The organism is Butyrivibrio hungatei DSM 14810 (assembly GCF_900143205.1).
GTDB classification, from domain to species: Bacteria; Bacillota; Clostridia; order Lachnospirales; family Lachnospiraceae; genus Butyrivibrio; species Butyrivibrio hungatei.
Genome location: NZ_FRDH01000009.1, coordinates 79,449 through 92,979, shown reverse-complemented (window position 1 = coordinate 92,979; position 13,531 = coordinate 79,449). Strand labels below are relative to the sequence as shown.

At 36.4% G+C, this 13,531-nt stretch carries 12 protein-coding genes; 6 read left to right on the top strand and 6 right to left on the bottom strand.

Features of this window, described 5'->3' with window-relative positions; genetic code table 11:
- Positions 1–4 precede the first annotated feature (4 nt).
- From gyrA to dnaA, 6 genes are all read right to left on the bottom strand, one after another.
- Positions 5–2,461, bottom strand: coding sequence for a DNA gyrase subunit A (gene gyrA, locus BUA02_RS11365; protein ID WP_242946507.1), 2,457 nt, complete (start codon positions 2,459–2,461; stop codon positions 5–7).
- 120 nt (positions 2,462–2,581) lie between these two features.
- A complete protein-coding gene (gene gyrB / locus BUA02_RS11360; protein WP_071174866.1) occupies positions 2,582–4,519 on the bottom strand; it encodes a DNA topoisomerase (ATP-hydrolyzing) subunit B in 1,938 nt (645 codons plus the stop codon).
- 15 nt (positions 4,520–4,534) lie between these two features.
- Positions 4,535–5,638, bottom strand: a complete 1,104-nt coding sequence (gene recF, locus BUA02_RS11355) for a DNA replication/repair protein RecF (RefSeq protein WP_071174865.1) — start codon at positions 5,636–5,638, stop codon at positions 4,535–4,537.
- Complete coding sequence (locus BUA02_RS11350; protein ID WP_071174864.1) at positions 5,635–5,850, bottom strand: RNA-binding S4 domain-containing protein; 216 nt, start codon at positions 5,848–5,850, stop codon at positions 5,635–5,637. Before BUA02_RS11350 ends, recF begins: the two co-directional genes overlap by 4 nt.
- 23 nt (positions 5,851–5,873) lie before the next feature.
- A complete protein-coding gene (gene dnaN, locus BUA02_RS11345; protein ID WP_071174863.1) occupies positions 5,874–6,983 on the bottom strand; it encodes a DNA polymerase III subunit beta in 1,110 nt (369 codons plus the stop codon).
- A gap of 291 nt (positions 6,984–7,274) precedes the next feature.
- Positions 7,275–8,675, bottom strand: coding sequence for a chromosomal replication initiator protein DnaA (gene dnaA / locus BUA02_RS11340; RefSeq protein WP_083572747.1), 1,401 nt, complete (start codon positions 8,673–8,675; stop codon positions 7,275–7,277).
- A gap of 541 nt (positions 8,676–9,216) precedes the next feature.
- Here dnaA and rpmH point away from each other — a divergent pair.
- The 6 genes from rpmH (at position 9,217) to mnmE (ending at position 13,531) form a co-directional block, all read left to right on the top strand.
- On the top strand, positions 9,217–9,351 hold the full coding sequence (gene rpmH, locus BUA02_RS11335) for a 50S ribosomal protein L34 (RefSeq protein WP_013282343.1): 135 nt from the start codon (positions 9,217–9,219) through the stop codon (positions 9,349–9,351).
- Between the two features lie 56 nt (positions 9,352–9,407).
- Entirely contained in the window at positions 9,408–9,755 is a 348-nt protein-coding gene (gene rnpA / locus BUA02_RS11330) for a ribonuclease P protein component (protein WP_071177367.1), read from the top strand.
- A complete protein-coding gene (gene yidD / locus BUA02_RS11325) occupies positions 9,755–9,964 on the top strand; it encodes a membrane protein insertion efficiency factor YidD (protein ID WP_071177366.1) in 210 nt (69 codons plus the stop codon). The genes rnpA and yidD overlap by 1 nt, the downstream gene beginning before the upstream one ends.
- 20 nt (positions 9,965–9,984) lie before the next feature.
- The gene (locus BUA02_RS11320) at positions 9,985–11,289 is read left to right on the top strand and encodes a YidC/Oxa1 family membrane protein insertase (RefSeq protein ID WP_072704186.1); all 1,305 of its coding nucleotides are present in this window, start codon (positions 9,985–9,987) and stop codon (positions 11,287–11,289) included.
- Between the two features lie 23 nt (positions 11,290–11,312).
- On the top strand, positions 11,313–12,038 hold the full coding sequence (gene jag, locus BUA02_RS11315; protein WP_072704183.1) for an RNA-binding cell elongation regulator Jag/EloR: 726 nt from the start codon (positions 11,313–11,315) through the stop codon (positions 12,036–12,038).
- Between the two features lie 71 nt (positions 12,039–12,109).
- Positions 12,110–13,531, top strand: a complete 1,422-nt coding sequence (gene mnmE, locus BUA02_RS11310; RefSeq protein WP_072704180.1) for a tRNA uridine-5-carboxymethylaminomethyl(34) synthesis GTPase MnmE — start codon at positions 12,110–12,112, stop codon at positions 13,529–13,531.

Below are 13,531 nucleotides of genomic sequence, written 5' to 3'. Positions count from 1 at the left end.
CCCCTCATTCCTCAGGAATATCTTCTGTAACGTCTTCTATGTTGTCGATTTCTTTATCTCCGTCAGATATTTTTTCTCTGACTTTAGCAATCTTGGCTACTGTAACACCCTTATCAAGATTGATCATCTTAACGCCTGATGTTACTCTTCCATGAACTGTTATTTCATCCATTCTCAGCTGAATGATGATACCTGCATTTGTGATCATCATGATCTCGTTATCATCATTAACAGCTTTAACACCGACTACATTTCCTGTCTTTTCAGTGATCTTGTAGCACTTAACACCTTTACCACCTCTGAACTGACTGTGGAATTCGTCGAGTGTTGTTCTCTTACCAAATCCTTTTTCTGAAACGATGAGAAGTGAATCGCCCTGTGTATTGAGCTGCATACCAACGATCTCATCAGTATCATCAAGCATCATACCTCTAACACCCATTGATGACCTTCCAGTAAATCTTACGTCTGATTCATCAAAGTGGATGCACATACCATTCTTGGTTACGAGGAAAATCTCAGCATTCTTCTTAACAGTCTTAACTTCGATAAGCTCATCGTCATCTCTTAAGTTGATTGCTGCAAGTCCAGTCTTTCTAACATTTGAGAAGTCTGTGATTGGTGTCTTCTTTACTGTACCTTTCTTGGTAACCATGAAGAGACTCTTGTCTTCATCCTCAAATCCGCTAACTGGGATCATAGCTGAAATCTTCTCACCAGGAGCGAGCTGCAGAAGGTTAACTATTGCCATTCCTCTTGAAGTTCTTGATGCTTCTGGAATCTGATATGCTTTGAGCCTGTAAACTCTACCTGTATTGGTAAAGAACATTACGTAGTTATGTGTTGTTGTCATAAGGATATCTTCAACGAAATCATTGTCGATTGTTGTAATACCCTTGATTCCTTTACCACCACGGTTCTGTGACTTGAAGTTATCGATTGACATTCTCTTGATATAACCAAGGTTTGTCATTGCAATAACTGTATTCACATTTGGAATAAGGTCTTCCATGTCGATATCTGAATCGTCATGTCCGATCTGTGATTTTCTGTCATCTCCGAATTTATCAGATATCTCCTGAATCTCAGTCTTGATTACTCCAAGAAGTACCTTTCTATCAGCAAGGATTGCCTTTAATTCTTCAATTCTCTTTAAGAGTTCTGCGTGCTCCTGCTCAAGCTTGTCTCTTTCCAAACCTGTGAGAGTACGAAGTCTCATATCAACAATTGCCTGAGCCTGAGCATCTGAAAGTCCGAAGCGGGACATCAACTGCTCTTTTGCAATAGCAACTGTCTCACTGCCTCTGATGATCTTGATTACTTCATCAATGTTATCAAGGGCAATCAGTAATCCTTCTAAGATGTGATTTCTTTCTTCTGCCTTGTTGAGGTCGAACTCTGTTCTACGTCTAACAACATCTTCCTGATGCTTGATGTAGTGTGTGAGCATCTCTGTAAGGCTCATGATCTTTGGCTGGTTGTTAACCAATGCCAGCATGATGATACCAAAAGAATCCTGCATCTGTGTATGCTTGTAGAGCTTGTTGAGCATGATGTTAGGATTAACATCGCTTCTAAGCTCGATAACTACACGCATACCTTCTCTATCAGACTCATCTCTAAGAGCTGTGATTCCATCAAGCTTTTTGAGCTTAACAAGTTCAGCAATCTTTGAAATCATGTTTGCTTTATTTACAAGATATGGAAGCTCTGTTACAACGATTCTGTTCTTACCATTCTGCATTGGCTCGATATTTGTAACGGCTCTTACGATAACTTTACCGCGTCCTGTTCTATAAGCTTCCTCTGCTCCTCTTGTTCCAAGAATAATACCACCAGTTGGGAAGTCAGGAGCTTTTACGATATCGAGAAGTTCCTCAATCTCTGTCTCTCTATCCTCAAGAATTCTGTTATCGATCATCTTGGTAACAGCATTTATTACTTCTCTTAAATTGTGAGGAGGTATGTTTGTTGCCATACCTACAGCGATACCTGTTGTACCATTTACGAGAAGGTTAGGATATCTACTTGGGAGTACTGTAGGCTCTTTTTCTGTCTCATCAAAGTTTGGAATGAAATCAACTGTGTTCTTGTTGATATCAGCTGTCATCTCCATTGAGATCTTAGTAAGTCTAGCCTCTGTGTATCGCATAGCAGCAGCGCCATCGCCGTCCACAGAACCGAAGTTACCATGTCCATCTACAAGACAATATCTCATAGACCACGGCTGAGCCATGTTTACCAATGCTCCGTAAATAGAACTATCACCGTGTGGGTGATATTTACCCATTGTATCACCGACGATACGCGCACACTTACGGTGTGGCTTGTCGGGACCATTATTGAGTTCTATCATAGAATAAAGAATTCTTCTCTGAACTGGCTTAAGACCATCTCTTACGTCTGGAAGTGCTCTAGAAGCAATAACGCTCATGGCATAATCGATATAGTCTGCTTCCATTGTCTTCTGAAGGTCGACTTCTTTTATTCTATCAGTAGTGACTTTCTCAAATACGTCATCTGATAAGTCATTGTTATTATTATTGTTAATATTATCAGCCATTTTTTATACTCTTCCTCTTTAAATATCAAGGTTTTTAACGAACTTAGCGTTTTTCTCGATGAATTCTCTTCTAGGTTCAACCTTATCACCCATGAGAGTTGTGAATGTTACGTCAATATCTGACTCAGATTCTTCGTCCATATTAACTCGTAAAAGAACTCTTCTCTCAGGATCCATTGTTGTTTCCCAGAGCTGCTCAGGATCCATCTCACCAAGTCCCTTGTAACGCTGGATCTTGTTGTTCTGGTCTCTTCCAACATCAGTCAGAATCTGATTGAGCTCTTCATCGCTGTATGCATACCAAACCTTTTTATTCTTTTCAAGCTTGTAAAGAGGTGGCTGTGCAAGATAAACGTGACCTTCTTTGATAAGTTCAGGCATGAATCTATAAAGGAAAGTCAGCATAAGTGTTGCAATATGCGCACCATCTACATCGGCATCGGTCATGATAATGATCTTATTGTATCTGAGTTTGCTGATATCAAAATCATCATGAATACCAGTACCGAATGCTGTGATCATTGCCTTGATCTCTGCATTTCCATAAATTCTATCAACTCTGGCTTTTTCTACATTAAGAATCTTACCTCTAAGTGGAAGAATAGCCTGAGTAGCACGGCTTCTAGCTGTCTTAGCTGATCCACCCGCAGAATCTCCCTCTACGATGAAGATTTCGCAGTTCTTTGGATCTTTATCTGAACAGTCAGCAAGTTTACCAGGAAGTCCAAGTCCATCAAGAGCTGACTTACGTCTTGTAAGATCTCTTGCCTTTCTTGCTGCATCTCTTGCTCTCTGTGCAAGGATAGCTTTTTCAAGAATCTGCTTTGCAACGTTTGGATTCTGCTCAAGGAAATATGTAAGCTGCTCACCAACGATACTTGCAACAGCACCTCTAGCCTCTGAGTTACCGAGCTTTTGCTTAGTCTGACCTTCGAACTGAGGATCTTCGATCTTTACACTGATGATAGCTGTAAGACCTTCTCTGATATCTTCACCAGTAAGATTTTCCTCACTGTCTTTTAACATCTTATTAGCTCTAGCGTAGTCATTGAATGTCTTGGTAAGAGCTGCCTTAAATCCTTCAAGGTGTGTACCACCTTCTGGAGTATTGATGTTGTTAACGAATGTATAAATGCTCTCTGTGAAGGAATCATTGTGCTGAAGTGAAACTTCAACCTGAACGTTGTTCTTGTTTCCTTCGAAATACATGATTTCTTCGTAAAGAGATGTCTTGCTCTTGTTGAGGTACGCTACGAATTCCTTGATACCACCTTCATAATGGAAAGTCTGTACCTGTGGCTCTTCACCTTCCTCAACTCTCTTATCAGTAAGTGAAATTCTAAGTCCCTTTGTAAGGAAGGCCATCTCACGAAGTCTCTGTTTTAAAATGTTGTAATCGTAAACAGTTGTCTCTTTGAAAATAAGAGCATCTGGCTTGAAATATACTCTTGTTCCTGTAATTCCTTCTGGAGCTTCACCAACAACCTTAAGAGGATAGCAAACTTTTCCTCTCTCGTAGCGCTGCTGATAAATCTTGCCATCTCTTGTAACCTGAACCTCTAACCATTCTGAAAGAGCGTTAACTACAGATGCACCAACGCCATGAAGTCCACCAGATACCTTGTACCCTCCACCGCCGAACTTTCCGCCTGCGTGAAGAATGGTAAATACTACTTCTACACCGGTAAGTCCTGACTTATGGTTAACATCTACAGGAATACCTCTACCATTATCTTTGACAATGATGGTGTTATCTTCGTTTATTGTTACTTCGATATGATCACAAAAACCAGCAAGTGCCTCATCTACTGAGTTATCAACAATCTCATAAACGAGGTGGTGAAGACCTCTGCTTGCTGTTGTTCCGATATACATACCTGGTCTTTTTCTAACCGCTTCAAGTCCTTCTAGAATTTGAATTTGGTCAGCGCCATACTGTACTTCTTCGTTACTCATTCTTTGCTCCATTTCTTAGTTTTCACTACTTACTGTTCCATCTGTTACCTTGAACAGTTTATCTATTTCAAATCTGTTATTAACAAATTCATCAAGACCAGTACATGTGATGATAGTCTGTATATTTCCGATAGTATTGAGCAGGTAATTCTGTCTGTTACTATCAAGCTCCGACAATACATCATCCAAAAGAAGTACTGGATTTTCTTTCTTAGCTTTTTTTACAATCTCAATCTCAGAAAGCTTCAGAGAAAGCGATGCAGTTCTCTGCTGTCCTTGAGATCCGTATTTTCTGATGTCTATTCCATCTTCAGATTCATTTTTCTGAATGATAAAAGAAAAATCATCTTTATGAGGTCCAACTGTTGTCTGCTTAGCATATATATCTTTTTGCCTTGAAGCTCTTAATTTCTTCTCGAGATCTTCTGCTGAAACATTTGGCTCATAGTAAACTGACAGGATTTCTTTTTCTCCCGTCAATTTCTTGTGTATAGGTCTTATTATTTCATTGAGCTCTGCGATGAATTTTTCTCTAGTTTTGATTATGACGGATCCATACTCGCATAACTGCTTATCTTGAACATCCAAAAGTACTGAATTTTCAGGGTGTTCAAAAAGATCCTTTAGAACTTTATTTCTTTCGACAACTAACTTGTTGTATTTAGATAGACTATTTAAATATATCTGATCTAGCTGACACAGCTCCATATCCATGAATCTGCGTCTCTCTGAAGGACCATTTTTAATAATACTAAGATCTTCTGGTGAGAAAAAAACTACATTTAACCTTCCAATCAGATCAGAAGCCTTTTTAATCTTCTGACCATCTATGGCAATACCTTTTGTCTTGCTTTTCCTAAGGTGCATATCAACGCGATATTCTGCGTTGTCTTTTTCAAGAATAGTTCTGATATGAGCTTCTTCTTTACCAAAGCTTATGATTTCTTTGTCTTTGCTCCCCTTATGGGATTTAGTAGTAGCAGAAACAAATATTGCTTCAAGAATGTTAGTCTTTCCCTGAGCATTATCACCATAGAGTATATTTGTTCCGCTACTGAAATCAATTTTTAAGTTTTCGTAATTTCTAAAATCAGATAATTCCAGTGATTTTATTATCATTTTTCTATTTTTACCTGTGTGTTGTTGTACTCAAAGATGTCTCCATCATAGAGCTTTCGGCCACGTCTTTCTTCAACTTCGCCATTAACTTTTACAAGACCTGCCTGAATGTCCATCTTGGCATCAACACCAGAACCTTCAAGACCAGCTTTTTTGAGGGCCTGACCTAATTTTATAAAATCATCCTGTGGTCTTAACTTAACTATTTCCATGATAAATCCTTTGTTAACAATGATTAGTCAACAGTTGTAAAGTTGACTGGAAGAACAAGATAGATATAAGCGCCATCTTTATCTCTGATAAAGCAAGGAGCCTTAGGATTAACTAAGTAAATATCTACTGTCTCATCCTCAATTACTCTAAGAGCATCAATGAGGAACTTGGGATTGAATCCAATCATCAGATCCTTACCCTGTTTCTCAATGTCGATTTCTTCATCCATGCTACCAATTGCAGAATTGATCTTAAGTTCCATCTTTCCATCTGTAACAGAGATGATGACTGGCTTTTTATCACCTTCTTTAACAAGAAGAGTTGCTCTGTCGATACACTCAAGGAACTCTTTTCTGTTAATTGTCATCTTAGTCTCATAGTCACTTGAGAGCATTTGATCAATGCTGAAATATTCACCTTCAATAAGTCTTGATACTACGATTGTCTTATCAAACTCAAATAGAACATGCTTGTCAGTAAAGTAGATATTGACCATCTTCTCAGTGCTGTCACCAAGAATTTTACTGATTTCACCAAGTGTCTTACCTGGAACTATAACCTTTTTGTTTGAATAAGTTCCGCCAAGCTTTACTTTTCTGATAGAAATTCTGTGTCCATCAAGAGAAACTAACTTAAGGTTTTCTCCTTCAACCTCAAAAAGTTCTCCGCTCATCATCTTATTAGCATCTGTCTCTGAAATTGAGAAGATAGTCTGCTGAATTACATTACGAAGTGTAAACTGAGAAACTGTTATTCCATCAATTTTTTCAATAGATGGGAGATAAGTGAAGTCATCACCTTTTCTTCCTATAAGGTTAAACTTTGCTTTCTCGCAGCTGATAGTTACTTTATTAGTTGAATCAGATTCAATAGTTACATCATTATCTGGAAGCTTTCTGACTATGTCTACAAAAATCTTAGCATCAAGAGCTATAAATCCTCTCTCAACTATATCTCCATCTACTATAGTCTGAATTCCAAGTTCCATATCGTTAGCAATGAATTTAATTACTCCTTCTGTTGCATCTACTAAGATACATTCCAGAATTGACATTGTTGTTTTAGAAGGAACTGCTTTAGAAACAATCTGTAAACTACTTACAAGATTAGATTTAGAGCATACAAATTTCATTTAAGTCCTTACTCCCTTCGCGTACGTATATAAAATAATTATTAATAAATCATAAAAGAATTAATAATAGCTGTTGATAAGTGTAAAACCTATTCTATTATACAATTTATGCGGCTTTTTTACAAATTTTTGATTGTTGAAAACAAAAAAAATGGTGTTGAAAATTTAATAGTTATAAACAAGCCAAATTTTAACAAATGAGGCCTAATTTTTTTATCCACCCCTAAATAACAGATTATCCTCTTTTAAATCACAAGTTATCAGGATAGTTATCCACAATTAATTAACAAGTTATAAAGAAGGGTTGAGTTTCTTCATTATAATATCGATGTTTTTGTTGAGTTCTTCATCAAAAGCCATCTTTTGTTTGATTTTGTTGATACCGCTCATAACTGTTGTGTGATCTTTTTTACCAAGAGTTCTACCGATTTCTTCTAATGAAGCATCTGTATGTTCTCTGCAGAGATACATAATGATCTGTCTTGGAAGTACTATCTCAGAATTTCTCTTCTTGGAGATAATGTCGTCCTTCTTGGTTCCATACTGTTCACAGACTGTATCAATGATAAGCTGAGGAGTAATGACCTTTGACTTATCTGGATAGATGATGTCTTTGAGAGCTTCCATAGCATTTTCAAGAGTAACATCTACATTATTAAGTCGTGAATAAGCGATAATCTTGTTATAAGCACCTTCAAGTTCTCTGATGTTTGATTTGATATTAGTAGCAATGTAATCAATGACTTCATCATCAATGTTCTTGCCGTAGTTTTCTGCGTTCTTACGAAGAATTGCCATTCTTGTTTCGTAGTCAGGAGACTGAATATCTGCAATAAGTCCCATTTCGAAACGTGATCTGAATCTTTCTTCAAGTGTTTCCATTTCTTTTGGTGGTTTATCAGAGGAAAGAATGATCTGCTTTCCAGCCTGATGGAGTTCATTGAATGTGTGGAAAAATTCTTCCTGTGTTGATTCTTTACCTATAATAAACTGAACGTCATCGACCATCAGTACATCAACTCTTCGATATTTCTCACGAAGCTTAGACATGCTCTCAGTCTTACCACTTCTGATGGATTCAATAACTTCATTAGTGAACTGCTCTGATGTTACATATAAAACCTTTGCTTTGTGATCATGTTCCATAATGAAGTGACCAATCGAATGCATAAGGTGAGTCTTTCCAAGTCCTGGTCCTCCATATAGGAAAAGAGGGTTATAGGAAATTCCTGGAGATTCAGCAACAGCAAGGGATGCTGAATGAGCAAACTTGTTGTTACTTCCTACTACGAAAGTATCGAATCTATATTTTGGATTAAGATTTGACTGCTCATAGTTGATTGTGCCTTTGTAGCTGCCTTCGCGTGACTCTTCAAAATTATCTTCTTGAGTTTCTTCATTATTAATAGTGTCTTTTTTCAAAATAAAAGTAACGTCTACCATTGTTTCTAAAAACTCTGAAATGGTAACCTTAATAAAATCCATGTAGTGATTAATAATGTACTGAAGTGCCATGGAATTATCTGATGGTATAAGGATCTTTACATTATTGTCCTGTACGCTATATACAGTAAGAGGGTCTATCCAGGTACGATAAGAAATCTCTGTAATACCAGATTCTATCTTGATAGTGTGCTTGATAGACTCCCAATTATTTTTTAATTTCTCTGTGATTTCTGATGATGATTGCATGAAAAAACTCCCCAAAAATGCATATTTTTAGACTTTTACTATTTTATATTAAAAGAAAACAAATATCAAACGACAGTAATTTGTGGATAACTTTTTAAAAATATGGAAAATAAAATGAAAAAAAAATTGTTTGTGGAAAAAGCTCATTTTTTCCACGTTTGTTAATCTACCATTATAAAAGGCATAATCTTCGGTGTTTAATTAATTTTTCCTCAGATTATGTACAATGTTTTCCACAAAAATGGAAAACATTGTGGATAAAAGTGGGTATAAATGATTAATCAACAGGTTATCCACAAAATCAACATTTTGTTGTGGATAACTTTTTTTAGTACAAAATGTTGTTACTATTTTTTTGAAAAAAATTTTAATGTTTTATTATAAGAATTAATGCCTATTAATGGCTTGACTGCTAGATTTTTATTTATTATAATTATAAAGATTTTTTCCACACAGGATAATTATGACTTGATTTATTTCTGATCAAAGTCATTTAACAGACCTTTATGGTTAGTTTGGTTAAGAAGGAGGTGTTTCCAATATGAAGATGACATTCCAGCCTCATAAGCTTCAGAGAGCCAGAGTACACGGCTTCAGAGCAAGAATGGCTACTAAGGGCGGTAGAAAAGTACTCGCTGCTAGAAGAGCAAAAGGAAGAAAGAGATTATCTGCATGATATTAAAGGCCGCAATTAATGTGGCCTTTTTTCTTCTTATATAAAAAGGACAGAATATGCTTTTTTCGGAATCAATGAAAAAGACAACTGATTTTCGAAGATGTTATGAGAACGGTAAGAGCTATGCAAATAAATATATAGTTCTTTATGTGTGGGAAAATGGTAGTTCGATTAACAGACTTGGAATCTCATGTAGTAAAAAAATTGGGAACAGTATTGTAAGGCACAGATTTGCAAGACTTGTTCGAGAATCATACCGACTACACGAAGATATGTTCAATAGTGGTTTGGACATAGTAGTCGTAGCCAGAGCCTGTGCAAGAGATGCTAGATACATTAATATAGAAGAATCTCTATTAAGCCTGGCAGGGAAGGCCCGCATAAAGAAAAATGGCGGTAATTGATGAAAAGAATACTTATTTTTTTGATCAAATTTTATAGGAAGTATTTGTCTCCATTAAAAAGAACAAAGTGCCCATATATTCCAACTTGTTCGGAGTATGGGTTAGAAGCAATAGAAAAATACGGGGCTCTTAAAGGGGGACTTTTGGCTGCATGGAGAATTCTTAGGTGTAATCCTTTCTCCAGCGGTGGATATGATCCAGTTCCGTAAGTTTTCAGAGGAGGTACATTTTGACGGGAGTTATTTTAACCCCTTATCAGGGTAAGATTGTTGGACCAGTAGCGTGGCTTCTTGGTCATATCATGAACGGAATCTTCAATGTTCTTAATGCTATTGGAATTCCTAATATCGGTCTTGCAATCATTATTTTCACAATTGTAATTTATCTTTTACTTTTACCACTTACATACAAGCAGCAGAAATTCTCTAAGCTTCAGGCTAAGATGAGCCCAGAACTTAAGGCTATTCAGGCTAAGTACAAGGGCAAAAAAGACAACGATTCTATGCTTGCTATGCAGCAGGAAACTAAAGAGCTTTACGCTAAGTATGGCGTATCACAGACAGGTAGCTGCTTACAGCTTGTTATTCAGATGCCTATTCTTTTTGCTCTTTATCGTGTTATCTATTCAATTCCAGCTTATGTAACAATAGTTAGAAATGCTTTTTATCCTTTAGTTGAGCAGCTTCGCACTACTGATGGTGCTTTGGCTTTCATCCAGGAGAATCTTTCATGTGCTAAGTCTTTCTCTGGTCAGTTCAAGAACGAACTTTTTACAGCAGGAGATGCTTCTTATGTAGAGAACACTCTTATCGATGTTCTTAATAAGGCTTCATCAGCTGATTGGGATTCACTTACATCTAACTTTGGAAATTTAGCTAGTTCAATTGATAGCACACATGCTTTATTAAACAAGTTCAATTTCTTCTTAGGACTTAACATTGGTGATAGTCCTAGATATATGGTACAGACTGCATTTGCTAACAAGAACTTCATCCTTCTTATTGGAGGTATCATAGTTCCTGTTCTTGCAGCATTTACTCAGTGGATCAACACAAAGCTTATGCCTCAGCAGGTAGACAGCAATGCTAAGCCAGATCCAGATGATCCAGCAGCTCAGATGCAGCAGTCTATGAAGACTATGAACATTATGATGCCACTTATGTCAGCATTCTTCTGCTTCAGTCTTCCTGCAGGTATGGGTCTTTACTGGATTGCAGGTGCTGTTATCAGATCAATCCAGCAGATCGTTATCAACAAGCACATTGATAAGATCGATATCGACGCTGAGATTGCCAAGAATACTGAGAAGTACAAGGCAAAGATGGAGAAGATGAAGGCAACTCCTCAGATGAATAGATATGCTAATATGTCTACTCGTAACATTCAGTCAACACCTTCTAAGGTTGTTAATACTGACAATGAGGCAGAACTTCAGAATGTTAGAACTAAGCTTAACGGCAAAGAAATCCGTAAAGATTCACTTTTAGCTAAGGCTAATATGGTTAAAGAATTCAACGAAAAAAATAATAAATAATTGCCTTATATGGGGAGGTCACAATGGAATATAAAGAGTTCACAGCAAAGAATGTTGATGAAGCAATCACAGAAGCTTGTGAAAGTCTACTTGTTACTAGTGATAAACTTGATTACGAAGTTGTTTCTGCTGGATCTGCTGGTCTTTTAGGAATCGGTGCTAAGCCAGCTGTTATCAAAGCAAGAATTAAAGAAGAAAAAGAAGAGACAGTTGAGACAAAAGTAGAAGTTAAAGAAGAGAAGAAGCCAGAAGTTAAAGCTGAAAAGAAAGCCGCTTCTTCTGATATAAATGGCGATGAGCTTTGCAAGAAAGCAAATGATTTCCTTAAGGAAGTATTCGGAGCCATGAATATGGAAGTTACTGTTGATACTAAGTTTAATTCAAATGATAGCATTTTAGATGTTGAACTTAGTGGAGCAGAGATGGGTGTTCTCATTGGTAAGAGAGGACAGACACTTGATTCTCTTCAGTATCTTATTTCTTTAGTAGTAAACAGAGATATTTCAGAGTATGTTCACGTTAAAGTTGATACAGAAAACTACCGTGAGAGAAGAAAAGCTACTCTTGAAAATCTTGCAAAGAATATTTCTTATAAGGTTAGAAAGTCAAGACAGTCAGTTGCTCTTGAGCCAATGAATCCTTATGAGAGAAGAATCATTCATTCAGCACTTCAGAATGATAGATATGTTACAACACACAGTGAAGGTGAGGAACCATTTAGAAGAGTTGTTGTTACATTAAAGAAATAATGTTAACCAAATACCCCTAGGTTTTCTTCCTAGGGGTATTATTTAAGTAGAATATTAGTGAGGTTTCATATATGTCTACTGTTTTGAATAATCTAAACAACGATACAATCTGTGCAATCGCAACTGCTATGTCTGATGCTGGAATCGGAATCATCAGAGTTAGTGGTAAAGATGCTGTTTCTATTTGTAATGAAATCTATATTTCTGGTTCTCATAAACATGACCTATTTGATCATGAAGCGAATACCATTAAATATGGATTTATTTGTGACGGCGAAAATATCGTTGATGAAGTTATGATCTCATATATGAAAGCCCCTCATAGTTACACCAAGGAAGATGTTATTGAGATTAATTCTCATGGCGGAATGCTGATCATGAATCAGATATTACAGCTTTTACTCGATCATGGCTGTAGACTTGCTGAACCAGGTGAATTTACAAAAAGAGCTTTTTTAAATGGTAGGATAGACCTTACAAAAGCAGAAGCTATCATGGATATCATCAGTGCTCAGAATAATTTTGCACTTGAGAGTTCCAGAAGACAGCTTCAAGGAAAGATTTCTACTAAGATAAAAGAGATAAGAGAAAAGATTCTTTATCAGATGGCATTTATTGAATCTGCTCTTGATGATCCTGAAAATTATGACCTTGATGGTTTTCCTGATAGATTAAAAGAAATAATAAAACCTATTATTTCAGATATTGATAGATTAGTTAGTACAGCGGATGAAGGTAAGATCAGAAAAGATGGAATCAAAACCGTTATTGTTGGTAAGCCTAATGCTGGTAAATCATCTCTTTTAAATGCACTTACTGGAGATGAGAGGGCGATAGTTACTGATATTGCTGGTACTACAAGAGATATTATTGAAGAGACTGTTAGACTGGGAGATATTGTTCTTCATGTTATTGATACTGCTGGTATTCGCAACACAGATGATGTGATTGAGAAGATCGGAGTTGATAAAGCCAAAAGCAAAGTTGAAGAAGCAGATCTTGTTTTATATATTATGGATTCTACTTCTGATACAGATGATGAAGATAAAGAAATCATTAACCTTTGTAAGGATAAGAAGACCATTGTTCTTCTTAATAAGAATGATCTTTCTGATGATATAAAAATAACAGAAGATATTGTTCGTATGCTTTTTTCATGTTCATCAGATGAGTATTTACCTGTTATTAGTACTTCAATGCTTAAAGGACAGGGAATCGATGAACTAAAAGATGCTGTGTCTAAACTTTTCCTTAATGGTGATATTGTTCCAAAGCAGGAAATATATATTACTAATTTAAGACACAAAGATCTTTTAAGACAAGCCTATGATAGTTTAAATCTAGTGATTGATAGTATTGATAAAAATCTTTCAGAAGATTTTTTTACTGTCGATCTCATAAATGCTTATGCTTCTTTAGGTGAAATAATTGGTGAAGAAGTTGGAGATGATCTTGTAGAAGAAATCTTCTCTAAGTTCTGTATGGGTAAATAA